The organism is Micromonospora endolithica, from assembly GCF_003626595.1.
In the GTDB taxonomy this organism is placed as follows: domain Bacteria; phylum Actinomycetota; class Actinomycetes; order Mycobacteriales; family Micromonosporaceae; genus Micromonospora; species Micromonospora endolithica.
Window position 1 is genome coordinate 242,835 of the sequence record NZ_RBAK01000006.1, and the last position, 26,185, is coordinate 269,019.

A 26,185-nucleotide genomic window follows, 5' to 3' on the forward strand; every position below is an offset into this window, starting at 1 on the left:
GGGAGCGCTCCCGAGGTCGCCGGCGCGGCCGGCGTCAACCGGTTCGGGCAGTGGGATTTTGCACTCACAGTGCACTTGTCTCGTGCTTCGCGGGTGCCTAGCGTCACCATATGGCTGACACCTGGACCTTCGCCGTGGCGCGTGACGACCTGAGCGACACCACGCTCGTCGAGGGCGCGACACCGGACCTGGCCGACGGCGAGGCGCTGCTGCGGGTGGACCGGGTCGGCCTCACCGCCAACAACGTGACGTACGCGGTGCTCGGCGACGCGTTGCGGTACTGGCGGTTCTTCCCACCGGAGCCCCGGGGGCTCGACCCGCGCCGGGGACTGCCGCCGGTGTGGGGCTTCGCCGAGGTGGTCGCGTCGACCGTGCCGGGTGTCGCCGTCGGGCAACGCGTCTACGGGTACCTGCCGCCGGCCGGTCACCTCGTGGTGCGGCCGGACCGGGTGGACGCCACCGGGTTCCGCGACGCCAGCCCGCACCGGGCCGACCTGCCCTCGCCCTACAACGCCTACCGGTCGACCACCGGCGACCCGGCGTACCGGGTGGAGCAGGAGGACCTGCTGATCCTCTTCCGGCCCCTGTTCTTCACCTCCTTCATGCTGGCCGACCAGGTCGCCGACCACGACTTCTACGGGGCCGCCACGCTGGTGCTGTCCTCGGCGTCCAGCAAGACCGCCTACGCCGCCGCCCACGAACTGCGCGGCCGGGGTCCCCGCCTGGTCGGGCTCACCGCGCCCGGCAACGTCGACTTCACCCGGTCGCTCGGCTGCTACGACGAGGTGCTCGCCTACTCCGACGTGGACAGGCTGGACGTGGTGCCGACGGCCTACCTCGACCTGTCCGGGGCGCCCGCGACCCGGGCCGCCCTGCGCCGGCACCTGGGCGACCGGCTGGTCCGGGACGTCGCCGTCGGCCTCACCAGCCAGACCCCGAACGGGGACGCCGCCGGCGAGGTGTTCTTCGCGCCGAACCAGATGCGCAAGCGGAGCCAGGACTGGGGCCGCGCGGGCCTCGACCAGCGGTTCGCCGAGGCCTGGGCCCGGTTCGCCGCGGTGGTGGACCAGTGGCTCGACGTCCGGGTCGGCACCGGCCCGGAGGCGTTGCGCGACGCGTGGCTCGACGTCCTCGCCGGCCGTACCCCGCCGCGCGTCGGTCACGTCGTCCAGCTCTGAGGGACGGGTCTGTTCCGTCGGGATCGGGGTGTTTTGCCGGTTCGACCGAGGGTAGGGCACTCAGGGCACGCTCGTAGTCGCCTGATGGAGGACCCCCGGCATGGAATCCAGCACACCCGCCAAGGCAGTCAAGGACGTCGTGGGGGCCGCGGTGGGAAAGGTGGCGGACGCCCTGACCACCGACGTACCCGGTGCACCCGGCAGCGCGCCGCCCACCGTCGAGGAACCCACCACGCGGCACGATCCGCTCCCGCCGAAGCCGGAGCAGGGCGCGCCGCAGACGCGTACCCCGACCGGCGCGGAGACCGGCGCGCCGACGACGGCCAACGGCCAGCAGGGCACGTACCTGACGACCTCGCAGGGCGCGCGGCTGCGGGACACCGACCACTCGTTGAAGGCGGGGCCGCGCGGCCCGACCCTGCTCCAGGACCACCACCTGCGGGAGAAGATCACCCACTTCGACCACGAGCGCATCCCGGAGCGCGTGGTGCACGCGCGCGGTGCCGGCGCGCACGGCGTGTTCACCGGCTACGGCAGCGCGACGGAACTGACCCGGGCGGGCTTCCTCGCCAAGGGCAAGGAGACCGCGGTGTTCGTCCGGTTCTCCACCGTCCTCGGCTCGCGCGGATCGGCCGACACGGTGCGGGACACCCGGGGCTTCGCCACCAAGTTCTACACCGACGAGGGCACCTTCGACCTCGTGGCGAACAACATGCCGGTCTTCTTCATCCAGGACGCCATCAAGTTCCCGGACATCATCCACGCCGGCAAGCCGCACCCGGACCGCGAGATCCCGCAGGCGCAGAGCGCGCACGACACCTTCTGGGACTTCGTCTCCCTGCACACCGAGGCGCAGCACCACACCATGTGGAACATGTCCGACCGGGGCATCCCCCGGTCGTACCGCATGATGGAGGGCTTCGGCGTGCACACCTTCCGGCTGGTCAACGAGGCCGGGGAGACGGTGCTGGTCAAGTTCCACTGGAAGCCGAAGCTCGGCGTGCACTCCCTGACCTGGGAGGAGGCGCAGCTGCTCGGCGGCATCGACCCGGACTTCCACCGCCGGGACCTGTACGACGCGATCGAGGCCGGCGCGTACCCGGAGTGGGAACTCGGCCTTCAGGTGTTCCCGGACACCCCGGAGGAGACCTTCGCCGGGATCGACCTGCTGGACCCGACGAAGATCGTGCCGGAGGAACTCGCGCCGGTGCAGCCGGTGGGCCGGCTGCGGCTCGACCGGACGCCGACGAACTTCTTCGCCGAGACCGAGCAGGTCGCCTTCCACCTGGGCCACCTGCCGCCGGGCATCGACGTCACGAACGACCCGCTGTTGCAGGGCCGGCTGTTCTCCTACCTGGACACGCAGCTGACCCGGCTGGGCGGCCCGAACTTCTCGCAGATCCCGATCAACCGGCCGCACGCCGCGGTCAACGACATGCTGCGCGACGGCTTCCACCAGCACGCGGTGCACGCCGGAGTGGCGCCGTACCGGCCCAACTCGCTCGACGGGGGCAACCCGTTCCCCGCCGGCGACGCCGAGCACGCCTTCCTCGACGTGCCGGTCACCGTGACCGAGGCGCCGAAGGTACGCGCCAACCCGGTCTCGTTCGACGACCACTTCAGCCAGGCCCGCCTGTTCTGGTTGAGCATGTCACCGGTCGAGCGGGAGCACATCATCCGGGCCTACACCTTCGAGCTCGCCAAGTGCTACCACCAGGCGATCAAGGAACGCCAGCTCCAGTGCCTGGCCAACATCGACCCGGTGCTGTGCGCGCAGGTCGCCACCGGCCTGGGTCTGCCCGCGCCGCAGCCGACGATCCCGCTCGCCGACGTCGAGCCCAGCCCGGCGCTGTCGCAGATCGGCCGGGAATGGCCGGGCGACGGCCGGACGGTCGGGATCGTCGTCGACCCGGACGGCGACCTGGACGGCGTCGGCCAGGTCCGCCGCGCGGTGTTCGCCGCCGGCATGGTGCCGCTGCTGATCGCCCCGCACGGCGGCACGGTGGCCGACCTGCCGGTGCAGCGGACCTTCGCCACCGCCCGGTCGGTGGAGTTCGACGCGGTGCTGCTGGCCGGCGCGCCGGTGCCGGCGCCCGACGCGCTGCCGGCCCGGGACGCCAAGGCCGGCGCGGCCGACTCGGTGACGGTGGACCCGCGGGTGCTGCTGCTGGTCGAGGAGGCCTGGCGGCACGCCAAGGCGATCGGCGCCTGGGGCGCCGGCGGCCAGGTGCTGCGGCAGGCCGGGGTGACCGGCTCGCCCGGCGTCGTCACCGGGGACTCCGGCGCCGGCGTCCTCGCCGACGTGCAGCAGTTGATGGCCGCCCACCGGACCTGGGAGCGGTTCCCCGCCGCGGTGTCCTGACCCAACCCCACCAGCCGTCGGCCGGCCCCCGCTCCTGGGGCCGGCCGACGGCGTCGGCTCCCCGGCGGGCACCGGTCGCTCAGGCGGTGAGCATGCCCCGGGCACGGGTCAGGTCGCCGACCGTACGCCGCAGGGACGCCACGATCGACGTCTCCAACTCCGGTCGCAGGCGGGTCACCGGCACCGAGACGCTGACCGCGTCGACCGCCGGCGTGGCCAGCGGAACGGCCACCGCGAAGCACACGATGCCCTCGGCGTTCTCCTCCCGGTCGACCGCGTGGCCGCTCGCCCGTACCGCGGCCAGGGCGGCGTGCAACGGCCGGCGGTCGGTGATCGTGTGCGGGGTGAGCCGGGGCAGCGGCCAGGTCAGCAGCCGGTCCACCTCGGCGTCCGGATGTCCGGCGAGCAGCGCCTTGCCCAGCGCGGTGGCGTGCGCCGGCAGGCGTCGGCCGACCGCGCTGTAGAGCCGCAGCCGGTGCACCGACTCGCGCTTGGCGAGGTAGACGACCTGGTCGCCGTCGAGCCGGCCGAGGTGCACGGCCTCCCCGAACTCGCGGGACAACTCGTCCAGGACCCCGGCCAGCAGGCTGACGCTGTCGTCCCCGTCGAGGTAGGCCGCGCCGACCCGCAGCGCCCGCATGCCGAGGCGGAACCGGGTGCCGGTGTCGTCGGTCCGCACCCAGCCTCGACCGGTCAGGGTGCGCAGCAGGCCGTGCAGGCTGCTCTTCGGGATGCCCAGGGCCCGGGCCAGGTCGCCCAGCGCCCACGCGTGCGGCTGGTCGGCGAGCAGCTCGAGCAGGTCGAGCGTGCGCCCGGCCGACTTGACGGGCTGGAAGTCCTCGGGCACGACGTCACTCTAGCGAACACCCGACCCCTTCAGTATGGTCACATACGTGACTGACGTTCACGAGAATGAACAGCTATCCGTCGGGCGGGTCCTTCCCGTCGTGGTCCTGGACGATGCCCGGCATGCCGACGCCCTCGGCGACGCGCTGGTCAAGGGTGGTCTCGCCGCCGTCGAGGTGACCCTGCGTACGCCGGCCGGGCTGGCCGCCATCGCGAAGCTGGCGGCCCGGGGAGACCTGACCGTCGGTGCCGGCACGGTGCTCGACGCCGCGCAGGCCGGGCGGGCCGTCGCGGCCGGCGCCCGGTTCGTCGTGACACCGGGGTTCGCGCCCGCGGTGGTCGACGCCTGTCGCACCGCCGGCGTGCCGGTGGTGCCCGGTGCCGCCACCGCCACCGAGATCCAGATGGCCCTGGACGCGGGCCTGGACACGGTCAAGTTCTTTCCGGCGCGGCAGCTCGGCGGCGTCGAGATGATCAAGGCGCTCGCGGCGCCGTTCCGGGGCGTGCGCTTCATCCCGACCGGCGGCATCACCCCCGACGTGATCGCGGACTACCTCGCCGTGCCCGCCGTGCTGGCGGTCGGCGCGAGCTGGATCGTCGCGGCGGAACTGATCGCCGACGAGGACTGGGACGAGATCACCGCCCGGACCCGGCAGGCGCTGGCCAGCGCCGGGGGTGCGGCATGAGCGTCGTCACGCCCCGGCCGGCCGCCGAGTGCCGGTTCGACCTGGTCTCGCTCGGCGAGGTCATGCTCCGGCTCGACCCCGGCGAGGGCCGGGTCCGCACCGCACGCACGTTCCGGGCCTCCGAAGGCGGCGGGGAGTACAACGTCGCCCGCGGCCTGCGCCGCTGCTTCGGCCTGCGGACCGCGGTGGTCACCGCGTTCGCCGACAACGAGGTCGGTCGGCTGCTGGAGGACCTGGTCCTCACCGGCGGCGTGGACACCAGCCTGATCACCTGGATGCCGTACGACGGCATCGGCCGCGAGGTCCGCAACGGGCTGAACTTCACCGAACGGGGCTTCGGCGTGCGTGGCGCCGTCGGCACGTCCGACCGGGGCCACTCGGCGGCCAGCCGGCTCGCGCCCGACGACGTCGACTGGGACCACCTCTTCGGGACACTCGGCGTGCGGTGGCTGCACACCGGCGGCATCTACGCCGCGCTGTCCGAGACGGCGGCGCGGACCGCCGAGGCCGCGATGACCGCCGCGCGCCGGCACGGCACCCTCGTGTCGTACGACCTCAACTACCGGCCGAGCCTGTGGAAGGCCGTCGGCGGCCAGGACCGGGCCCGCGAGGTGAACCGCCGGCTCGCCCGCCTCGTCGACGTGATGATCGGCAACGAGGAGGACTTCACCGCGTGTCTCGGCTTCGAGGTGCCGGACACCGACATCCACGCCGGCGCCCTGGACGCCGGCAACTTCAAGGCGATGATCACCGACGTGGTGCGGGCGTACCCGAACTTCGCGGTCGTCGCGACCACGCTGCGCGGCGTGCGCAGCGCGACGGTCAACGACTGGGGTGCGGTGGCCTGGGCCGGCGACGCGTTCGCCGAGGCCACCCACCGGCCCGGCCTGGAGATCCTGGACCGGGTCGGCGGCGGGGACAGCTTCGCCTCCGGGCTGATCTACGGCCTGCTGGAGCGCGGCGGCGACCTGGCGCTGGCGGTGGAGTACGGTGCCGCGCACGGCGCGCTGGCGATGACCACCCCCGGCGACACGTCGATGGCCAGCCGCGCGGAGGTGGAGGCGCTGATGCGCGGGGCGGGGGCCCGCGTCCAGCGCTGACCGGGCCGGCGGCCGGCGGCGCGGTGGGCGTCGCCGGCCGCCTCCGCCGGGCCCGACGGCCACTGCGTACGCTGCCGCGGTGAGCGCTCCGAGGCGGATCCTGGTCTACGCGGTGTACGGCGCCGGCAAGTCCACCCTCGCCGAGCGGCTGGCCGACCGGTTGGGGCTGCCCTGGTACCCGGTCGACGACCTGCTCTGGCAGCCCGGCTGGGTGGAGGTGCCGGTGGCGACGCAGCGCAGCCGGATCGAGGCGGTCTGCCGGCGGGAGCGGTGGATCCTCGACGGGGCGTACCACGGGTGGCGGGACGTGCCGCTGGGCCGCGCCGACCTGGTGGTCGGCCTGGACTACCCGCGCTGGCTCTCCTACTGGCGGCTGCTGCGCCGCACCGCCCGCCGGCTGCGTACCCGCGAGGAGATCTGCAACGGCAACCGCGAGTCCTGGACCAGCGTGCTGTCCCGGGACTCGATCCTGCTGTGGCACGTCACGGCGTTCGGCCGGGCCCGGCGACGGATGCGGGCCTGGCAGGCCGATCCGTCCGGCCCGCCGGTCGTGCTGTTCCGCTCCCCGGCGGACCTGGAGCGCTGGCTCGCCGACCTGCCCGGCCGATGAGCCCCGGTTGGGGCCGGGGAGTCCCACAGGTGACGTCTCGCGGCCGTCTGCCATGCTCGGGACGGTGACCACCGGTGACCCACCCCGTTCCCGCCACCGTCGTGTCCGTACCCGCCGGCTCCGGCTCGTGCTCGCCCTGGTGGCGGTCGCGGCGCTGGTCGCCGTCGCCGTGGTGGCCGTGCCGCTGCTGCGCCCGCCGGGCCCACGCCCGCTCTTCCAGATGCCCGTCGCGTGCGGCGAGACCTGGCAGCTGGGCACCTACCCCGGCCACGACGACTTCGACGTCGACCTGTTCCCCACCGAGGGCGAGGCCTGGGGCCGTCCGGTGCTCGCCTCCTACGCCGGCACGGTCACCGTGGCGGGCATCAACGGGTCCCTGGGCGGACGCACGCCGGAGAACCCGGACGGGCCGCGCGGTCGGGGCGGCGGCTACTGGGTGAAGATCGACCACGGGGGCCGGTGGGAGACGCAGTACCTGCACCTGCTCGAACCACCGCTGGTCCGCGAGGGCCAGGAGGTGGCCCAGGGGGAGCAGATCGGGCGGCTCGGCAGCACCGGCAACTCCGGCGCCCCGCACCTGCACTACGAGCAGCGCCGGGGCTGGGAGAAGGTGGAGACCTGGTTCGACGGGTCGCCGTCGGGCATCACCACCGACGAGCGGGAGTACACCGTCCGTAGGGAGAGCAACAACTGCGTGGCCGGACAGCCGTAGCCGGCGCCGGCACGGCACGTCGGCGGGTGCACCGGATTCGGTAAGTGATCATCAGCAATTCGTCATTCGATGGCAGATGGCTGTTCAGTTCTTGCAGGAATACAACGTACGATTGCGACCGTGACGAAGAGGTTGACGGAGGTGGCCCGCAAGGCGGGCGTCAGCGAGGCCACCGTGAGCCGGGTGCTCAACGGACGCGGCGGCGTCTCCGAGGCGACCCGCACCGCGGTGCTGACCGCGCTGGACATCCTCGGCTACGAGCGTCCCACCAAACTGCGCGGCGAACGGGCCCGGCTGGTCGGTCTGGTGCTGCCGGAGCTGCAGAACCCGATCTTCCCGGCGCTGGCCGAGGTGGTGACCGGCTCGCTGGCCCAGCGGGGTTTCACCCCGGCGTTGTGCGCCCGCACCATCGGTGGCGTGCCGGAGTCCGGCTACGTGGAGATGCTGCTGGACCACCAGGTGTCCGGGGTCATCTTCGCCGGTGGCTCGTACGCCCTGGCCGACGCCTCGCACGAGCACTACCGGCGGCTGCTCGACCGGGGCCTGCCGGTGGTGCTGGTCAACGCCGGCGTCGACGAACTCGGGTTCCCCCGGGTGTCCACCGACGACGCGGTCGCCGTCGAGCAGGCGTACGGGCACCTGCGCTCGCTCGGCCACGAACGGATCGGCATGGTGCGCGGTCCGGAGGACCACGTGCCGTCGCGGCGCAAGGCGGCGGCGCTGGCCCAGGTGGCCGGCCTGAAGGACCTGGACAAGTGGGTGGAGCGGTCCAGTTTCTCCATGGAGGGCGCTCGGATCGCGGCCACCAAGCTGGTCGACCGGGGCGTCACCGGCATCATCTGCGCCAGCGACGTGCTGGCCCTCGGTGCGATCCGCGCGGTCCGCCGGTTGGGCCTGGCCGTGCCGGAGGACGTCTCGGTGGTCGGCTTCGACGACTCGGCGTTCATGACCTGCACCGACCCGCCGCTGACCACGGTGCGGCAACCGATCGAGACGATGGGGCAGGCCGCGGTCGACCTGCTGGTCACCCAGATCGAGGGGGCCGGCGTGCTCGCCGACGAGCTGCTCTTCGAACCCGAACTGGTCGTCCGTGGCTCCACCGGGCCGGTGCGCGCCACCGGCTGATCGCGCCCGGCGGCACGTCGCCGGGCAAAAAGGGCGGACCCCTCCGGGTCCGCCCTTTTTGCTGTTCCACCGAGGTCTGATCGCTTCCTTTCATGCTTCAGTTCAGTTCTTGCGGACACGCGTACGGGTTTGTATCGTCATCGGCACGAAACATTCGGCGATAGAGAGCTGAATCACGTCCCGTGGGCCCGTGGTGGTCGACCACCGCGGACCAGCGAAGGCCATGGTGACTCCCGTTCGGAGAAGGGTGGACAGATGTCCGTACCGCAGTACCGGAAGGCTGCGGCGCTGGCGCTCGTGGCCGGCCTGGGGCTCAGCCTCACGGCGTGTTCCACGAGGAGCGACGACGCGGGGACCGACGCAGGCGGCAAGGTGACCATCACCGTGGACTGCCAGCCGGTCGGCTCCCAGAAAGAGCTGTTGAAGAACTGGAACGACGACGTCGCCGAGTTCCAGCGGCAGAACCCCGACATCGTCATCAAGAGCGTCAGCGTCGGCGAGCAGTGCAACAACCCGCCGGACTTCACCGCCCGCCTCGCCGGCGGCACCGTCACCGACGTCTTCTACGGCTACATGACCGATGTCCAGCAGGTGCTCGACTCCGGCCAGGCGATGGACATCACCGAGTTCGCCAACAAGGACACGATCCCGACCTGGGACAGCATCGACCCGGCGCTCAAGGAGGTCTTCACCGACGGCGGCAAGCTCTACGCCGTACCGGTGAAGAACTACTCGATGGGCCTGGTCTACAACAAGGTGCTGTTCCAGCAGGCCGGGCTCGACGTGAACAACCCACCCAAGACCTGGCCCGAGGTCCGGGACGCGGCAAAGAAGATCTCCGCGCTCGGCAACGGCGTCGCCGGCTACGCGGAGTACAGCGCCGGCAACACCGGCGGCTGGCACTTCACCTCCCTGCTCTACTCCCAGGGCGGCCAGGTGCTGACCCCGGACGGCAAGAGGGCCGACTTCAACAACGCGATGGGCAGGCAGGTCCTGCAGAACCTCAAGGACATGCGGTACGGCGACAACAGCATGGGCGCCCGCCAGTTGCTCCAGTGGGGTGACCTGCTGACCAACGCCGGCGCGGGCAAGGTCGGCATGTTCATCGGCGCGCCGGACGCCACCCAGGCGATCGTCAGCCAGTTCCAGGGCAAGTTCCAGGACTGGGCGATGGGCCCGCTACCCGGACAGGACGGGCCGGCCAAGGCGACGCTCGGCGGCGGCGAGGGCTACTTCTTCAAGAAGGACCTCAGCCCGGAGCAGGTCAAGGCCGGTCTGAAGTGGATCGCGTACCAGAAGCTGACCCCGGGCAAGGGACAGTTCGACTACGTCCGGGCCAAGCCGCAGAACTACCCGGTGGGCCTGCCCCAGCCGCTGCTGTTCGCGGGCGGCAGTGAGGCGCAGAAGCAGGAACTCGAACTGCGTAAGGCGAACGCGAACGTGGACACCACGAACTTCGCGGTCTTCGAGGCCAACCCGGTCCCGATCAAGGGTGAGCCCCGCAACGCCCAGGCCGTCTACGCGGTGCTCGACGCCGCGATGTCCGGGGTGCTGACGAACCCGAACGCGAACATCGACGCACTGCTGAAGACGGCCGAGGAGAAGGTCAACCAGCTCTTGGCCGCGGAGAGCTGATCCGGTGTGTGGGGGCCGGCCCACCGGCCCCCACATCCGCCGCGCCGAACCGACCGGTCACCGAAACACGCAGGAGTTGCCTTGGCGATCACCACCGTCCCGGGGATCAGGAGCGAACCGGGACGCCCCGCGCCGTCGTACCCGGCGCGGTCGCAGCGCACCAGCCTCGGCCGCAAGGTACGGGACAACCTCACCGGTCACGCGTTCCTGATCGGGGCGGTGGTCTGCTTCGCGGTCTTCTCCTGGTACCCGATGATCCTCGGCGTCGTGATGAGCTTCCAGCGCACCCGCCGCGGCGAGACCACCTGGGTGGGCTGGGACAACTACCTGCGGATCCTCGACGACCCCAGCTTCTGGACCGCCTGGCGGAACACGTTCTCCTTCACCCTTCTCGCGCTGCTCCTCGGCTACGCGGTGCCGTTCTTCGTGGCGATCCTGCTCAACGAGTTCCGCCACGCCAAGGGGTACCTGCGGATCCTGGTCTACCTGCCGGTGATGCTGCCGCCGGCCTCGGCGCTCTTCCTGTTCAAGTTCTACGCGTACGACCCCAGCGAGGCGGGCCTGTTCAACGCGATCCTCTCGGCGCTGCACCTGCCGACGTCGCAGTGGATGCAGTCGCCCCAGATGACGATGCCGGCGATGGTGATCGCGTCGACCTGGATGAACATGGGCGGCGCGGTGCTGATCTACCTGGCCGCGTTGCAGAACATCCCCGGCGAGTTGTACGAGGCGGCCGAACTCGACGGCGCCGGGATCTGGCGGCGGATCGTCAACGTGACGATCCCGCAGACCCGGCTGATCCTCGCGCTCCTGGCGATGCTCCAGATCGTCGCCACCATGCAGTTCTTCGTCGAGCCGCTGATCCTCGCCAACGGCGCGGGTGCGGAGGACTCCGCGACCTCGGTGGCCTACCTGATCTACCAGCACGGCTTCTTCCAGAACGACCTCAACGGCGCCGCGGCGCTCGGCGTGATCATGCTCGTGGTGCTGGCCGGCTTCTCCGCCGTCTACCTGCGGCTGAGCGCGAAACAGGACTAGGAGAGCGAGGCCATGGCACAGGATTCCGGGACCCGGACCCTCATCTCCCAGGCCCAGCTGCGACGCGGCCGCGGTCGGTTCGTCTACTGGACGCTGCTCACCGTCGTGGTGGTGGGCTTCACGCTGGTCTTCCTCGGGCCGCTCTACTGGATGGTCACCGGCGCGCTCAAGTCCGGCCAGGAGATCGCGCAGACCCCGCCGTCGCTGTTCCCGAAGGATCCGCAGCCGCAGAACTACGTCGACGCGTGGAACAACCTGGCCCTGGCCAAGCTGCTGTTCAACACGTTCTACTACGCGGCCGGGGCGCTGGTGTTCCAGCTGGTCCTGGACACCGCCGCCGCGTACGCCCTGTCCAAACTGCGCCCGGTCCTCGGCAACGTGATCCTGGCGATGATGCTGGCCACGCTGATGATCCCGGCGATGGTCCTCATCGTCCCGCAGTACGTGACGGTGATCGACCTGCCGATCCTGCACATCAACCTGCTCGACTCGCCGTTCGCGATCTGGCTGCCGCTGGTCGCCAACGCCTTCAACATCTTCCTGTTGAAGCGCTTCTTCGACTCGATCCCCGAGGAGCTGATGGCGGCGGCCCTGATGGACGGCGCGTCGCCGCTGCGCACGCTGTGGTCGATCATCCTGCCCATGTCGCGCCCCATCCTCGGGGTGGTCTCGATCTTCGCGGTGACGGCGGTCTGGAAGGACTTCCTCTGGCCGAAGCTGGTCATGCCGTCGCCGGAGACACGGACGGTCAGCGTCGGCATCTACGCCTTCTCCGGCGGCACGCCGATGAACGTGGTCATCGCCGCCTCGGTCATCGCCGCGATCCCGACCGTGGTCATCTTTCTGATCTTCCAGCGGAACATCATGTCCGGGCTGACCACCGGCAGCCTCAAGGGCTGACCCGCCGCAGGCACACCGTGGCGGACAACGACCGTCCGCCCGGCCCCACACCTCCAGGTCCGGCGAACCCCGCCGACGTACTGACGCAGAAAGCAGGTGCTCGTGTCCAGAGCAGACGACAGTCCGTGGTGGCGTGGAGCGGTTATATACCAGGTGTATCCCCGGAGCTTCGCCGACGGCGACGGTGACGGCATCGGCGACATCGCCGGCATCCGGTCCCGGCTGGACCACCTCTGCACGCTCGGCGTCGACGCGATCTGGTTCAGCCCCTGGTATCCGTCCCCGATGGCCGACGCCGGCTACGACGTGTCCGACTACCGCGACATCGACCCGGTCTTCGGCACCCTGGCCGAGGTGGAGGCGCTCATCGCGGAGGCACACGAGCGGGGCATCCGGACCATCGTCGACGTGGTGCCGAACCACTGCTCCGACGCGCACCCCTGGTTCCAGGCGGCGTTGGCCGGCGGGCCGGGCGCGCCGGAGCGGGACCTGTTCTGGTTCCGCCCGGGCCGGGGCCCCGGCGGCGACCAGCGGCCCACCGACTGGATCGGCGAGTTCGGTGGCGAGACCTGGACCCGCACCACCAACCCGGACGGCACCCCCGGCGACTGGTACCTGCACCTGTTCGCCCCGCAGCAACCGGACTTCAACTGGGACCACCCCCGGGTGCGGGCCGAGTTCGAGGACATCCTGCGCTTCTGGTTCGACCGGGGTGCCGACGGCATCCGGATCGACTCGGCCGGGCTGCTGGTGAAGGACGGGACGCTGCCCGAGGTCCGGCCGGACCAGCCGCACCCGTTCCACGACCTCGACGGGGTGCACGACGTCTACCGCGCCTGGCGGCGGATCGCCGACTCCTACCCCGGTGACCGGGCCCTGATCGGCGAGGTGTGGCTGCCCGACCGGCAGCGGTTCGCCAACTACCTGCGCCCGGACGAGCTGCACGCCGCGTTCAACTTCGACTTCCTCGGTTGCGCCTGGGACGCCGCCGCGCTGCGGGAGAGCATCGACGGGACGCTGAGCGCGCACGCGCCGGTCGGCGCGCCGGCCACCTGGGTGCTCTCCAACCACGACGTCACCCGGCACGTCACCCGGTACGGCCGCGAGGACACCACCTTCAGCTTCGCCAAGAAGCGCGAGGGGATCTTCTCCGACCTGGAGCTGGGCACCACCCGGGCCCGCGCGGCGGCGCTGCTCTCGTTGGCGCTCCCCGGTGCCGCCTACGTCTACCAGGGTGAGGAACTCGGGCTGCCGGAGGTCGAGGACATTCCCCCGGAGCTGCGCACCGACCCGATGTGGCCGCGCTCCGGCTACGTGGACCCGGGCCGGGACGGCTGCCGGGTGCCGCTGCCGTGGTCCGGCGACGAGCCCCCGTTCGGCTTCAGCCCGGACGGCGCGGCGTCGGCGCCCTGGCTGCCGCAGCCGGCCCACTGGAAGGACCGCACGGTACGGGCGCAGACCGGCGACCCGCACTCGATGCTCGAGCTGTACCGGGCGGCGATCGCGATCCGGCGGGCCGAACCGGCACTCGGCGACGGCGAGCTGACCTGGCTGCCCGCCCCGGACGGGGTGCTCGCGTTCAGCCGGGGCGGGGGCTTCCACTGCCTGGTCAACCTCTCCGGCGCGCCGGTGCCGCTGCCGGCCGGCGGGGAACCGCTGCTGGCCAGCCGGCCGCTCGACGACGACCTGCTGCCCCCGGACACCGCCGTCTGGCTGCGGGTCGCCGAACCGGCCGGAACCGCACCGGTCTGATCCGTGAGCCGGTGGTGCCGGCGGCCCCGTCCCGACCGCCGGCACCACACCGCCCCGCCGGCCCGCCGGCGCGCACCCGGAAGGAGGCGTCCACCCAAGCGCAGTCGTACCGCACGGGGGGACCTGCACCACGCCACGAAAGAGAGCCCCGCTCATGCCCGAGTACGCCACCGCCGTCCCACACCCACCCCGACGAGTCCACGCCCGCGCCGCGCTCGCCGCCCTCGCCGGCCTGGCCCTCGCCGCCACCACGCTCACCGTCGTCGCGGTGACCGGCACCGGCACCCCGGCCCGCGCCGCCGGACTGTCCCCGTTCGACATTCCCGGCCGGGGCGCGACCGTCCCGTTCGTCGAGCACGAGGCGGAGGAGGTGGCGCACACCGGCACGAAGATCGGCCCGGACCGGCGTTACGGCACCCTGCCGTCGGAGGCGTCCGGCCGGGAGGCGGTCACCCTCGACGCGGTCGGTGAGTACGTCGAGTTCACCCTGACCGCGCCGGCCGACGCGGTGACCTTCCGCTACAGCCTGCCGGACAACGCCGCCGGCACCGGCCGGGACGCCAGCATCGACCTGCGCGCCAACGGCGCCCTGGTCAAGGCGGTGCCGGTGACCTCCAGGTACGGCTGGTACTACGGCGGTTACCCGTTCAACAACAACCCCGGCGACACCAACCCGCACCACTTCTACGACGAGACCCGGACGATGTTCGGGACCACCTACCCGGCCGGCACGAAGATTCGCCTCCAGGTCTCCTCGACCGCGCAGTCGCCCACCTTCACCATCGACCTGGCCGACTTCGAGCTTGTCGGCGCGCCGATCGCCAAGCCGGCCGGTGCCCTGGACGTGGTGGCCGACTTCGGCGCCGACCCGACCGGAGCCACCGACTCCACCGCCCGGTTCCAGGCCGCGGTCGACGCCGGGAAGGCGCAGGGACGGGCGGTGTGGATCCCCGCCGGCACGTTCACCCTCTGGGACCACGTGGTGGTCGACGGGGTGACCCTGCGCGGCGCCGGGCCCTGGTACTCGGTGCTCGGCGGCCGGCACCCCACCGACCGCAAGCGGGCCGCCGGCATCTACGGCAAGTACGTCCCCGGCGGCGGCTACACCGGCCCGGTCCGGCCGCACGAGGCCGGCGGCCCCAGCCGCAACGTGACCCTGCGGGACTTCGCGATCATCGGTGACATCCGGGAGCGGGTCGACGACGACCAGGTCAACGCCATGGGCGGGGCGATGTCGAACTCGGTGGTGGACAACGTCTGGATGCAGCACACCAAGGTCGGGGCCTGGATGGACGGGCCGATGGACAACTTCACCATCCGCAACAGCCGGATCCTCGACCAGACCGCCGACGGGGTGAACTTCCACACCGGCGTCACCAACTCGACGGTGACCAACACCTTCGTCCGCAACACCGGTGACGACGCCCTGGCGATGTGGGCGCAGGGCGTGCCGAACGTCCGGAACTCCTTCACCCGCAACACCATCGGCGTGACGATCCTGGCCAACCACCTGGTCAGCTACGGCGGCCGGGACATCACGATCGCCGACAACGTGACCGCGGACTCGGTCACCAACGGCGGCGGCATCCACGTCGCCAACCGTTATCCCGGCGTGCAGGGCCAGACCGCGGTCCTGGGCACCTGGACGATCGCCCGCAACACCCTGATCCGCAACGGCAACTCCGACTACAACTGGCAGTTCGGGGTGGGCGCGATCTGGTTCTCCGCACTCAACGAGGCGTTCCAGAACCCGACGATCAACATCACCGACACCGACATCCTGGACAGCTCCTATGCGGCGCTGCACTGGATCGAGGGCCAGACCAACGGGATCAACCTGAACAACGTCCGCATCGACGGCGCCGGGACGTACGCCCTCCAGGTGCAGGCGCCCAGCCAGGTCACCTTCACCAACGTCCGGGCCACCGGGATCGCCCAGCCCAGCCCGATGCACAACTGCGTCGGCAGCGGCTTCCAGATCACCCAGGGCGCCGGCAACTCCGGCTGGTACACGCCCACCCCGTACTGCGGTCCGTGGCCGGCGCCGCAGTGGGGCAACGGGCCGACCAGCCCACCGCCCAGCACGACCCCGCCGACCACCGCCCCGCCCACCACACCACCGCCGACCACCCCGCCGCCGACCGGCGGGAACCTGGCCCTCGGCCGCGCGGCCACCGCGTCCAGCGTCAACCAGAACTACGGCGCGGGCAACGCCACCGACGGCAACGCCGGCAGCTACTGGGAGAGCGTCAACAACGCCTTCCCGCAGTCGCTCACCGTCGACCTCGGCGCCGCGCGCCGGGTCGACCGGGTGGTGCTCAAGCTGCCGGCCGGCTGGGAGCAACGCACCCAGACCGTGAGCGTGCTCGGCTCGACCGACGGTTCGTCCTGGTCGACCCTGGCCGGCTCGGCGGGCCGCACGTTCGACCCGGCCACCGGCAACACCGTGTCGGTCGCGCTGCCGGCCGGAGACCGCCGGTTCGTCCGGGTCGCCGTCACCGGCAACACCGGCTGGCCGGCCGCGCAGCTCGCCGAGGTCGAGGTGTACGGCGGCGGCACCACCCCCGCACCGACCACCCCGCCGCCAACCACCACGCCGCCCCCGACCACCCCGCCACCGACCGGCAACCTGGCCCTGGGCCGGCCGATCGCCGGGACCAGCCACGCCGACGTGTACGTCGCCGGCAACGCGGTCGACGGCAACCCGAACACCTACTGGGAGAGCGCCAACAACGCCTTCCCCCAGTCGGTGACCGTCGACCTGGGCAGCGTCCGGCGGGTGTCCCGGGTGGTGCTGAAGCTGCCGCCGGCCACGGCCTGGCAGACCCGCACCCAGACGGTGACCGTGCTCGGCTCCACCGACGGCGCCACGTTCAGCACGCTCAAGGGCGCGACCGGCTACACGTTCGACCCGGCCAGCGGCAACACCGTGTCGATCGCGCTGCCGGCCGGGGACCGCCGGTTCGTCCGGCTGACCGTCACCGGCAACACCGGCTGGCCCGCCGGCCAACTCGCCGAGTTCGAGGTCCACGCCACCTGACGTGTGCGGCGGGGCCCCGTCCGCCGATCGGGGTCCCGCCGCACACCCGCACCAACCGCACCACCGCACACGCCTCTCCACGTCCCCCGGGAAGAAGGTGTCCCCCCACCATGTCCAGATTTCGTACCCGACTGATCGCGGCGCTCGCCGCGGTCGGCCTGGCCGTCACCGCGGCCCCGGCCCCGCCGGCCGTCGCCGCCGGCGGCCCCAACCTCGCCGCCGGCCGCCCCGGCTCGGCCAGCAGCACCAACGGACCGTTCGGCACCGCCAACCTGACCGACGGCAACCAGGGCAGCTACTGGGAGAGCAGCGGCGCGCTGCCCCAGTGGGCCCAGGTCGACCTCGGCTCCAGCCGCTCGGTCGACCAGGTGGTCCTGAAGCTGCCCGCCGCCTGGGAGGCCCGCACCCAGACGCTGTCGGTGCAGGGCAGCGTGGACGGCAGCACGTTCAGCACCGTCGTCGCGTCCGCCGGACGGTCGTTCAGCCCGGCCGGCGGCAACACCGTGACCATCAACTTCCCGGCCACCAGCCTCCGGCAGGTACGGATCGCGATCACCGCGAACACCGGCTGGGCCGCCGCCCAGCTCGCCGAGCTGGAGGTGTACGGCGCGGCCACCTCGTCGACCAACCTGGCCCTGGGCCGGACCATGTCGGCCAGCGGCCAGTCCGACGTGTACGGACCCGGCAACGCCAACGACGGCAACGCCGGCAGCTACTGGGAGAGCCCGAGCAACGCCTTCCCGCAGTGGATCCAGGCCGACCTGGCGGCCACCGTCAACGTCAACCGGCTGGTGCTCAAGCTGCCCGCCGGTTGGGAGGCGCGCAGCCAGACGCTGACCGTGCAGGGCAGCACCAACGGGTCGACGTTCAGCACCCTGGTCGGCTCGGCCGCGTACGCCTTCAACCCGGCCGCCGGCAACACGGTCACCGTCACCGTGCCCACCGCGGCCACCCGGTACGTCCGGCTGCTGATCACCGGCAACACCGGCTGGCCGGCCGGGCAGCTCTCCGAGCTGGAGATCTACGGCCCGGCGTCCGGGGACACCCAGCCACCGTCGGCGCCGGGCAACCTGGCCCTCACCGAGCCGGCGACCAACCAGATCCGGCTGACCTGGTCGGCGTCCACCGACAACGTCGGGGTGACCGGCTACGACGTGTACGCCAACGGCGCGCTGCGGACCAGCGTCGGCGGCACCACGCTGACCTTCACCGACACCCAGCCGGCCGGATCGACGGTCTCCTACTACGTCCGGGCGAAGGACGCCGCCGGAAATGTGTCGGCGAACAGCAACACGGTCACCCGTACCGGCGGCAACCCGCCGGGCGGTGGCACCAACCTGGCGGTCGGCAAGCCGATCACCGCCTCGTCGATGGTGCACGTCTTCGCCGCCGCCAACGCCAACGACAACGACGTCGCCACCTACTGGGAGGGCGCGCCGGGGGCGTACCCGAGCACGCTGACCGTCGCGCTGGGCGCGAACGCGAGCATCAGTTCGGTGGTGGTGAAGCTCAACCCGGACCCGGCCTGGGGTCCGCGTACCCAGACCTTCCAGGTGCTCGGCCGGGAGCAGTCCGGCTCCGGGTTCAGCACCCTGGTCGGCTCGGCGACATACTCGTTCAGCCCGGCCGGCAGCAACACGGTGACCATCCCGGTGTCGGCGACCGCCGCCGACGTGCGGCTCCAGTTCACCGCGAACTCCGGCTCGTCCAACGGTCAGGTGGCCGAGTTCCAGGTCGTCGGCGTGCCGGCGGCGAACCCGGACCTGACCGTCACCGCGCTGACCGCGTCACCCGCCGCTCCGGTGGAGACCGACGCGATCACCCTGTCGGCCACCGTCCGCAACGCCGGCACGGCGGCCTCCGCCGCCACCGCCGTCGGCCTCTACCTGGGTACGACGAAGGTCGGCACGGCCACCGTCGGCGCCCTGGCCGCCGGCGCGTCGACCACCGTCTCGGCGAACATCGGCCCGCGCAACGCCGGCAGCTACCAGCTGGTCGCCAAGGTCGACGAGGCGAACACGGTGATCGAGCAGAACGAGGCGAACAACAGCTTCACCGGCCCGACCGCGTTGACCGTCAGCCAGGTGGCCAGCTCGGACCTGGTCGCCTCGGCGGTGACCTGGTCGCCGGGAACGCCCACCGCGGGCGCCACGGTCACCTTCGCGGTGAGCATCCGCAACCAGGGCACGGTCGCCTCCGCCAGCGGGGCGCACGGCATCACGCTGACCGTGCTCAACGACGCCGGCACGGTGGTCCGCACGCTGACCGGTTCGCACACCGGCACCATCGCCGCCGGGGCGACCGCCGGGCCGGTCAACCTCGGCACCTGGACGGCGGCCAACGGCCGGTACACCGTCCGGGTGGTGCTCGCCGACGACGCCAACGAGCTGCCGGTGAAGCGGCAGAACAACACCAGCGAGCGGTCGCTGTTCGTCGGCCGCGGGGCGAACCTGCCGTACGACATGTACGAGGCCGAGGACGGTTCGGTCGGCGGCGGCGCGCAGGTGCTGGCGCCGAACCGGACCATCGGCGACCTGGCCGGTGAGGCGTCCGGCCGGCGGGCGGTCACCCTCAACACCACCGGCGCGTACGTCGAGTGGACCACCAAGGCACCGGCGAACGCCCTGGTCACCCGCTTCTCCATCCCGGACGCTCCCGGCGGCGGTGGGATCGACTCGACGCTCAACATCTACGTCAACGGGGTGCTGCACAAGCCGATCAGCCTCACCTCGAAGCACATCTGGCTCTACGGCGCGGAGGCCAGCCCGAGTGACTCGCCCAGCGCGGGCCCGCCCCGGCACCTCTACGACGAGGCCAACGTCCTGCTGAACTCGACCATCCCGGCGGGCAGCCGGATCCGGTTGCAGAAGGACCCGGCGAACAGCACCACGTACGCCATCGACTTCGTCAACCTGGAGCAGGTCGCGCCGCGGGCCAACCCGGACCCGGCCCGCTACCGGGTGCCGACCGGGTTCAGCCACTCCGACGTGCAGAACGCGCTGGACGCGGTCCGGATGGACACCACCGGCAACCTGCTCGGGGTGTATCTGCCGGCCGGCACCTACGAGACGTCACAGAAGCTCCAGGTGTACGGCAAGCCGGTGCAGGTGGTCGGCGCGGGCATCTGGTATACCCGCTTCCAGACACCGGCGTCGCAGCAGAACACCGACGCCGGTTTCCGGGTGGAGTCCTCGGCCAGCGGGTCGTCCTTCGCACACCTCGCCTTCTTCGGCAACTACACCAACCGGATCGACGGTCCGGGCAAGGTGTGGGGTGAGCTGAAGGACGTCGACAACATGACCCTGGACAACGTCTGGGTCGAGCACACCGTCTGCGCGTACTGGGGGGTCAGCGTCAGCGGCCTCACCATCACCAACAGCCGGTTCCGCAACACCTTCGCCGACGCCGTGAACCTGACCAACGGCAGCACGAACAACCGGGTGGCCAACTCGGAGGGCCGGTCCAACGGTGACGACGCGTTCGCGCTCTTCTCCGCCACCGACCAGGGCGCGTCGACCGGCAACCACGGCAACGTGTTCGAGAACCTGTCCGCCACGCTGACCTGGCGGGCGGACGGCATCGCGGTGTACGGCGGCTACGACAACGTGTTCCGCAACCTCTACATCGCGGACATGCTGACCTACTCCGGCATCACGATCAGCTCGCTGGACTTCGGGTACCCGTTCATCGGGTTCGGGGCCAGCCCGCCCACCCGGTTCGAGAACATCTCGCTGATCCGGGCCGGCGGTCACTTCTGGGGCTCGCAGACCTTCCCCGCGATCTGGGTCTTCTCCGCGTCCAAGGAGTTCCGCGGCATCCGCGTCACCGACGTCGACATCGTCGATCCGACGTACTCGGGGATCATGTTCCAGACCAAGTACACCGGCGGCCAACCGGAGAACCCGATCACCGACACGGTCTTCACCAACGTGTCGATCTCCGGTGCCCGGCGCAGCGGTGACGCCTTCGACGCCAAGTCCGGCTTCGGCATCTGGGTCAACGAGGCGCCCGAGGCCGGTCAGGGCCCGGCGGTCGGCTCCGCGACGTTCGTCAACCTCCGCCTGAGCGACAACTACCAGGACATCCGCAACACGACCAGCACGTTCACCATCAACCGCAGCTGAGGCGTACGTCCGGCGCCCGTCGGGGTTCCGGCGGGCGCCGCTACGTCAGGCGCCTGCGCATCTGCTGGGTGACCACCTGGTAGCCGGCCGAGGCGTAGAGGCCGATGGCGACGGCGTTGTCGCCGAAGACGTTCAGCTCCAGCTGGGTGATCCCGTGCTCGCGGACGGCCGCCTCGGCCGCGCCCAGCAGCGCCCGGCCCAGACCCTGCCCGCGGAACGCCGCGTCCACCTCGATGTCGAAGAGGAAGGCGCAGTCGGACACCCCGCGCGGATGGGTGAGCGAGATCCACAGCCGCCCCACCGGCGTCCCGTCCGCCCGCACGCCCCGCAGCAGGAGCACGCCGGGGGTGTCCAGACCGTGGGGGAGCAGGGTCCGGTTGAGTTCCACCGCGCGGTCGAGCGCCTCGTCCGCCGGCCACACCCCGGCGGCCACCTGGGAGTCGGCGTAGCCCCGGGCGACGGCGTCCTGCCAGGCGTCGAACTCGGAGGGGGACAGCGGGCGGGTGGTCACGTCGGTCACGGCGACGATGCTCGCACCCGCCACCCCGGGCGGCAAACCGGTTTCGGTTCCGGCCCTGGCCCATCTTCACGGTGACCTGAGGCGCGTGGAAGCTCGACTTCCGCTTCCGGCCCGGGGTGCCGTAATGGCGTGCGCCGTCACGGCACCCCGTCGGGTCGCGTCGGTCAGCCGGTGAACTTGTCCACGGCCAGTTCGATGGCGCCGTCGTCCGGACTGGCGTACGCCTTCAGGGTGGCCTTGTTGTAGGCGACGAAGCTCGGGCAGCGCACCGCCGGAGCGTTGACCGTGCCGCCGTCGGCGATCTTCTCGCCGGTCTTGGCGTTGTGGAAGGCCAGTGTGTACCGCGAGGACACGTAGTTGATGGTCACCGTCTTGCCGTCGGTGCCCTTGTAGTCGCACTTGCGCCCGGCGCCCTCGCTGCCCGGGACGAGCGTGAGGCACCCGACGACCGAGACGGTGGCCCATGCGGTCGCCCTGGCGTAGTAGGGCTTGTCGTAGCCGACCGATTCGAGCCGCCAGGACGACGGCCGGTCCGGCGAGTTCGAGAAGTTGAAGACCTTCGCGCTCTTGGGGCTCTGGTACGGAGCGGCGTTGAGGATCGGGCTCCCCTCGCAGACCGCCGACATGTCGCTGGAACTCCGCGCGGTCACCGCGTTGTTGTTCTGCGGCTGTTCCGGCTGCTCCGGCGTCGGCTGCGGCGCGGCCGACGTGGCGGTGCCGGCGTCCGGGGTGGCGCTGCTCCCGACGGTGGTCGGGGTCGGCTCGTCGTCGTCGAGGGCAAGGTAGCCGATGGTTCCACCGCAGACCATCAGGAGTGCCATCACTCCGGCGCCGATGCCGAGCCCGATGACGAGTCCACGGTTGGACTTCCGCGGCGGCGGCGTCGGCATGCCGAACTGCGGGGGCTGGCCGGGCTGGCCCGGGTAGGCCTGCTGCGGCTGGCCGTAGCCGGGCGGGGCGACCGGCGAGCCGGGCGGTCCCCAGGGGGTGCTGCCCGGGGCGACCGGCGAGCCGGGCGGCGGTCCCCAGGGGGCGCTGTTCGGATCCGGTTGACCTCCGTACGGAGGGTGACTCTCGCTCATCTACTGCCCTTGTCGCTGTCGGGGGTGCTGATCAAAGACAGGGTAGTGAGCAGCGCAAATCGAGCGGCGGGAATCCGGGTGACCTGCGGATGGGCCCTGTCCGCGTCCACGGATCGGTCGATGGCGGGGCCGGCCGCGAGCGGTGGCGCGGGTGTTCCAGGATGACCGCCATGGTGCGAGGTTTCTGGTCCGGCGAGAACCGGCGGCGGCAGCGTAGGTCGAAGAAGTCCCGGGATCTCAGGGGCGGCTGCGGTAGCTGCGACGGCTGCGACGGCTGCGACTTCGGGCTGTTCTCCACGCTGCTGACGATGGGCGCGGTGGTGGCGACGGCGAGCCGGACGCCGGCGGTGGACCGGGCCGGGTTGGCGGCCATCCGGGGGTACCGGCGGTGGCTGTCACCGCACTGGCCGGGTCACTGCCGGTTCGTGCCCACCTGCGGGGCCTACGGCCTGGCGGCGGTCGAGCGGCACGGACTCGGGGCCGGCGGACGGATGGCCGCCGAGCGGCTGCGTCGGTGTCGCCCGCGGGTGCGCCACGGCACCCACGATCCGGTGCCGTGAGCGACGGCGGCGGCGACGGCCAGGCAGGCCGCCGCCGCACCGACCAGCGGCGGGCGGGCTCCGAGGTGTACGGCGGCGGAGCCGAGCGGGATGGCCAGGACCAGGGGGCCGAACATCGCGGTGTTGGCGGTCGCCGCGACCCGGCCGAGCATCGCCGCCGGTGCGTGCCGCTGGACGGCGGTCACCGCGGCGACCAGCGTCCCGGGCAGCGCCACGCCGGCCAGCACCGACGCGGCCACCGCGCCGGGCCACCACGGCAGGCAGCGCACGAGGGAGGCGACGGCGAACAGCGTCGTGCCGGCGACGCCCACGACGACCGCGCCGTACCGGTCGACGAGCCGGCCGACCAGCAGGCCGGCGGCGACCGATCCGGCGCCCTGCGCGCTGAGCAGCACGCCGAGGAACGTCGTGGGCAGGTCCAGTTCGCTGGTCACCATCGCGTAGGTGGCGGCGGTGGTGAAGCCGGACATGGCGATCGACACCCCGGCCAGCACGACGGTGCGGCGCGTCGTCGAGTGCCCGAACAGGGCGGTCAGCCCGGCGCGGAGGCCGGGCCGGGAGCCGCCCGGTGCGGCCGGTGGGATCCGACCCAGCCGCAAGGCGGGGTAGAGGGCGGCGACCAGGACCGGCAGCGCGGCGCTGAGCACCACGACCGCGTGGCCGCCCTGCCACGCGTACAGGCCGGCGCCGGCCAGGGGCGCCACCAGCTTGATTCCCTCCTGCGCGCTGGACCGCCAGCCGTTCACCGTGCCCAGCGCGCCCGGCGGTAGCGCGGCCGGCAGCAGCGCCGTCTCGCCCGCGTCGATCAGGACGTAGGCGACGCCGTACGCGCACGACACGACGAAGATCAGCCAGGTCCGGTCCGGCCCGTCCACGGTCAGCAGGCTGAGCAGGACGGCGGCCAGCGTCAGGTGGACCCCGACGACCAGCCGGAGCCGGGCGACCCGGTCGAGCAGGCCGCCCAGCCAGGGGCCGGCCAGCACCGGGGCGTACACGCACAGCCCGGTCAACGCCGCGAGGCTGGTCGATCCGGTGAGGTCGAGGACCCAGATCCCGGCCACCAGGGACATCGCCCCGCCGCCCAGGCCGGACAGCAGCGAGATCGCGACGAACAGTCCGGCTTTGCGACGCATGAGCCCTCCAAGCTTGAGCCGGGACGACTCACATCCTCAAGCTTGAGCGGCGACCTATCAAGATGATCGGGTTGTGTCAACGCTACGTTGACAGCCGGGTCTCCAGCTCGGCCGCGGCGGCCCGGACCGGCGCGGGCAGCCGATCCGGGCCCGCGTCGGCCAGGTCGGCGGCGACGTGCGAGGCCAGCGTGTGCAGGGAACCCGGCTCGGCGTCCAGCGCCGTCGCCACGGTGGCCCGGACCAGCGCCGCCCGCCGGAACCGGCCGTCCCACCGCCGGTCGGTGTCGATCCACCGGGACAGCGCGACGACGGCGGCCCGTAGGGCGGCGATCCGCTCCGCGTACGCCAGGTCCAGGCTCTCCCGCCGCGCGCGCCGGGCGGCCAGCAGGCGCTGGCGGCGCTGCTCGGCGGCCTGCCGACTGCCCAGCCCGAGCGCGGCGGCGACCTGCGCCCACGTCGCGCCGCCGTGCCGGCAGCGGTCGATCAGGGCCAGTTCGTGGTCGTCCAACCGGGCCCGGGCGGCGGCCAGCTCGGCGAGTTCGGCCAGGTCGGGCGTCATGTGTCAACGCTACATTGACAGCCGTTCCCGGTCGCTCCGGCTCAGCGGGCCGGGAAGCGCAGGATCCGGTCGTCGCCGTCGCGCACGTCGCCCCGACCGTCGGTGTTGGACGTGGTCACCCACAACGCGCCGTCCGGGGCGACCTGCACCGTGCGCAGCCGGCCGTAGTCGCCCTCGAACCGCGCCGCCGGCTCGCCCAGGCGGTCGCCGTCGAGCGGGATCGTCCACAGCCGCTCACCGCGCAGCGCCGCCACGTACGCGGTGCCACCGGCGATCGCCATCCCGGACGGCGACGCCTCCCGGGTCGGCCAGGTGACCAGCGGGTTGGTGTACCGCCCGCCGTCGGTGTCGCCCTCGCCCTCGACCCGGGGCCAGCCGTAGTTGCGCCCCGGCTCGATCCGGTTCACCTCGTCCAGCTCGTTCTGGCCGAACTCGGTGGCGAACATCCGCCCCGACGAGTCCCAGGCCAGTCCCTGCACGTTGCGGTGGCCCAGGCTGTAGACCGGGGAGCCGGCGGTCGGATTGCCCGGTGCCGGCGCGCCGTCCGGGGTCAGCCGCAGGATCTTCCCGCTCGGGCTCTCCGGATCCTGCGACAGCTGCGTCTGGCCGGCGTCGCCGGTGCCGGCGTACAGCATGCCGTCCGGCCCGAACGCGATCCGCCCGCCGTTGTGGAAGCCGGCCTTGGCGATGCCGTCGAACACCACCTCCGGCGTGCCCCCGTCGAGGCGGAACCGGACGATCCGGTTGTCCCGCTCGGTGGTCAGGTACGCGTACACCAGGTTGTCCTGGGCGAACCCCGGCGAGACGGCCAGGCCGAGCAGCCCACCCTCGCCGCCGGCCGCCACGCCCGGCACCTCGTACACCGGGCGGGCGGTGCCACCGCCGGGCGTCAGTCGCAGTACCCGGCCGGTGTCCCGCTCGGCGACCAGGGCGTCACCGTCGGGCAGGAACGCCAGGCCCCACGGCACGTCGAGGCCCTGCGCCACCTCCTGCGCCGCGCCCAGGTCCGGCTCTCCGGTCGGGGCGCTGGCGGCGGCGCTGGTGGCCACCGGTCGGGACGGCGCGGGCGCCGACGGCTCCCCGCCGTCGCCGCTGTCGCAGCCGGTGGCGGCACCGACGGTGAGCAGCGCGAGGAACGCCCAGCGCCGCCGTGCGCGTGCGGTGACCAGTGCCATGCCGCTCCTTGAGGGTCGAGTGGACGCCGCCGCCCGGCGGTCGCCGAC

General features: G+C 72.2%; 20 protein-coding genes. 14 read left to right on the forward strand and 6 right to left on the reverse strand.

The window, feature by feature from the left end:
• Positions 1-110: 110 nt before the first annotated feature.
• Both D7223_RS17420 and D7223_RS17425 read left to right on the forward strand, forming a co-directional pair.
• On the forward strand, positions 111-1,178 hold the full coding sequence (locus D7223_RS17420; RefSeq protein ID WP_120729451.1) for a DUF2855 family protein: 1,068 nt from the start codon (positions 111-113) through the stop codon (positions 1,176-1,178).
• 100 nt (positions 1,179-1,278) lie between these two features.
• Complete coding sequence (locus D7223_RS17425; protein WP_120729452.1) at positions 1,279-3,540, forward strand: catalase; 2,262 nt, start codon at positions 1,279-1,281, stop codon at positions 3,538-3,540.
• Between the two features lie 79 nt (positions 3,541-3,619).
• Here the strand turns inward: D7223_RS17425 and D7223_RS17430 are convergent, their stop codons facing one another.
• Complete coding sequence (locus tag D7223_RS17430; protein WP_120729453.1) at positions 3,620-4,387, reverse strand: IclR family transcriptional regulator; 768 nt, start codon at positions 4,385-4,387, stop codon at positions 3,620-3,622.
• Positions 4,388-4,433: 46 nt separating this feature from the next.
• Between D7223_RS17430 and eda the strand changes: the two genes are divergently transcribed.
• The 11 genes from eda (at position 4,434) to D7223_RS17485 (ending at position 21,108) form a co-directional block, all read left to right on the forward strand.
• On the forward strand, positions 4,434-5,072 hold the full coding sequence (gene eda / locus D7223_RS17435) for a bifunctional 4-hydroxy-2-oxoglutarate aldolase/2-dehydro-3-deoxy-phosphogluconate aldolase (RefSeq protein WP_238162092.1): 639 nt from the start codon (positions 4,434-4,436) through the stop codon (positions 5,070-5,072).
• On the forward strand, positions 5,069-6,172 hold the full coding sequence (locus D7223_RS17440; protein ID WP_120729455.1) for a sugar kinase: 1,104 nt from the start codon (positions 5,069-5,071) through the stop codon (positions 6,170-6,172). Before eda ends, D7223_RS17440 begins: the two co-directional genes overlap by 4 nt.
• A gap of 79 nt (positions 6,173-6,251) precedes the next feature.
• Entirely contained in the window at positions 6,252-6,782 is a 531-nt protein-coding gene (locus tag D7223_RS17445; RefSeq protein WP_120729456.1) for a P-loop NTPase family protein, read from the forward strand.
• A gap of 64 nt (positions 6,783-6,846) precedes the next feature.
• Positions 6,847-7,494 (forward strand): M23 family metallopeptidase, encoded by a 648-nt coding sequence (locus D7223_RS17450; protein ID WP_420330319.1) that lies wholly within the window; start codon positions 6,847-6,849, stop codon positions 7,492-7,494.
• 120 nt (positions 7,495-7,614) lie between these two features.
• Positions 7,615-8,619 (forward strand): LacI family DNA-binding transcriptional regulator, encoded by a 1,005-nt coding sequence (locus tag D7223_RS17455; protein WP_120729458.1) that lies wholly within the window; start codon positions 7,615-7,617, stop codon positions 8,617-8,619.
• A gap of 255 nt (positions 8,620-8,874) precedes the next feature.
• Positions 8,875-10,254, forward strand: a complete 1,380-nt coding sequence (locus D7223_RS17460; protein ID WP_120729459.1) for an ABC transporter substrate-binding protein — start codon at positions 8,875-8,877, stop codon at positions 10,252-10,254.
• Positions 10,255-10,335: 81 nt separating this feature from the next.
• Positions 10,336-11,292 carry a carbohydrate ABC transporter permease gene (locus D7223_RS17465; RefSeq protein WP_120729460.1) on the forward strand — a complete coding sequence of 319 codons (957 nt, stop codon included), beginning with the start codon at positions 10,336-10,338 and terminating at the stop codon, positions 11,290-11,292.
• A gap of 12 nt (positions 11,293-11,304) precedes the next feature.
• Positions 11,305-12,192 carry a carbohydrate ABC transporter permease gene (locus D7223_RS17470; RefSeq protein ID WP_120729461.1) on the forward strand — a complete coding sequence of 296 codons (888 nt, stop codon included), beginning with the start codon at positions 11,305-11,307 and terminating at the stop codon, positions 12,190-12,192.
• 102 nt (positions 12,193-12,294) lie between these two features.
• The gene (locus tag D7223_RS17475) at positions 12,295-13,944 is read left to right on the forward strand and encodes a glycoside hydrolase family 13 protein (protein WP_120729591.1); all 1,650 of its coding nucleotides are present in this window, start codon (positions 12,295-12,297) and stop codon (positions 13,942-13,944) included.
• Positions 13,945-14,098: 154 nt separating this feature from the next.
• Positions 14,099-16,984 carry a discoidin domain-containing protein gene (locus D7223_RS17480; RefSeq protein WP_120729462.1) on the forward strand — a complete coding sequence of 962 codons (2,886 nt, stop codon included), beginning with the start codon at positions 14,099-14,101 and terminating at the stop codon, positions 16,982-16,984.
• 110 nt (positions 16,985-17,094) lie between these two features.
• Positions 17,095-21,108: a galactose-binding domain-containing protein gene (locus tag D7223_RS17485; protein ID WP_120729463.1), complete on the forward strand. Its 4,014-nt coding sequence runs from the start codon at positions 17,095-17,097 to the stop codon at positions 21,106-21,108.
• A 40-nt stretch (positions 21,109-21,148) separates the two neighbouring features.
• Here D7223_RS17485 and D7223_RS17490 read toward each other — a convergent pair whose 3' ends face one another.
• Together D7223_RS17490 and D7223_RS17495 are read right to left on the reverse strand one after the other, a co-directional pair.
• A complete protein-coding gene (locus tag D7223_RS17490; protein WP_120729592.1) occupies positions 21,149-21,628 on the reverse strand; it encodes a GNAT family N-acetyltransferase in 480 nt (159 codons plus the stop codon).
• 164 nt (positions 21,629-21,792) lie between these two features.
• The gene (locus D7223_RS17495) at positions 21,793-22,710 is read right to left on the reverse strand and encodes a hypothetical protein (protein ID WP_120729464.1); all 918 of its coding nucleotides are present in this window, start codon (positions 22,708-22,710) and stop codon (positions 21,793-21,795) included.
• Positions 22,711-23,018: 308 nt separating this feature from the next.
• On the opposite strand from D7223_RS17495, the gene yidD reads away from it, so the two are divergent.
• Positions 23,019-23,270, forward strand: coding sequence for a membrane protein insertion efficiency factor YidD (yidD, locus tag D7223_RS33610; protein WP_238162104.1), 252 nt, complete (start codon positions 23,019-23,021; stop codon positions 23,268-23,270).
• Here the strand turns inward: yidD and D7223_RS17505 are convergent.
• The 3 genes from D7223_RS17505 to D7223_RS17515 form a co-directional block, all read right to left on the reverse strand.
• A complete protein-coding gene (locus D7223_RS17505) occupies positions 23,153-24,403 on the reverse strand; it encodes an MFS transporter (protein WP_120729466.1) in 1,251 nt (416 codons plus the stop codon). The genes yidD and D7223_RS17505 overlap by 118 nt on opposite strands.
• Before the next feature lie 82 nt (positions 24,404-24,485).
• Positions 24,486-24,962: a hypothetical protein gene (locus tag D7223_RS17510; protein ID WP_120729467.1), complete on the reverse strand. Its 477-nt coding sequence runs from the start codon at positions 24,960-24,962 to the stop codon at positions 24,486-24,488.
• Positions 24,963-25,003: 41 nt separating this feature from the next.
• On the reverse strand, positions 25,004-26,137 hold the full coding sequence (locus D7223_RS17515; RefSeq protein ID WP_120729468.1) for a PQQ-dependent sugar dehydrogenase: 1,134 nt from the start codon (positions 26,135-26,137) through the stop codon (positions 25,004-25,006).
• Positions 26,138-26,185: the final 48 nt, after the last annotated feature.

Coding starts and splice junctions, on each gene's coding strand:
- D7223_RS17495 (WP_120729464.1), bottom strand. CDS start 22,710: ATGAGCGAGAGTCACCCTCCGTACGGAGGTCAACCGGATCCGAACAGC.
- D7223_RS17470 (WP_120729461.1), top strand. CDS start 11,305: ATGGCACAGGATTCCGGGACCCGGACCCTCATCTCCCAGGCCCAGCTG.
- D7223_RS17480 (WP_120729462.1), top strand. CDS start 14,099: ATGCCCGAGTACGCCACCGCCGTCCCACACCCACCCCGACGAGTCCAC.
- D7223_RS17420 (WP_120729451.1), top strand. CDS start 111: ATGGCTGACACCTGGACCTTCGCCGTGGCGCGTGACGACCTGAGCGAC.
- D7223_RS17440 (WP_120729455.1), top strand. CDS start 5,069: ATGAGCGTCGTCACGCCCCGGCCGGCCGCCGAGTGCCGGTTCGACCTG.
- D7223_RS17505 (WP_120729466.1), bottom strand. CDS start 24,403: ATGCGTCGCAAAGCCGGACTGTTCGTCGCGATCTCGCTGCTGTCCGGC.
- yidD (WP_238162104.1), top strand. CDS start 23,019: ATGGGCGCGGTGGTGGCGACGGCGAGCCGGACGCCGGCGGTGGACCGG.
- D7223_RS17460 (WP_120729459.1), top strand. CDS start 8,875: ATGTCCGTACCGCAGTACCGGAAGGCTGCGGCGCTGGCGCTCGTGGCC.
- D7223_RS17425 (WP_120729452.1), top strand. CDS start 1,279: ATGGAATCCAGCACACCCGCCAAGGCAGTCAAGGACGTCGTGGGGGCC.
- D7223_RS17485 (WP_120729463.1), top strand. CDS start 17,095: ATGTCCAGATTTCGTACCCGACTGATCGCGGCGCTCGCCGCGGTCGGC.
- D7223_RS17510 (WP_120729467.1), bottom strand. CDS start 24,962: ATGACGCCCGACCTGGCCGAACTCGCCGAGCTGGCCGCCGCCCGGGCC.
- D7223_RS17515 (WP_120729468.1), bottom strand. CDS start 26,137: ATGGCACTGGTCACCGCACGCGCACGGCGGCGCTGGGCGTTCCTCGCG.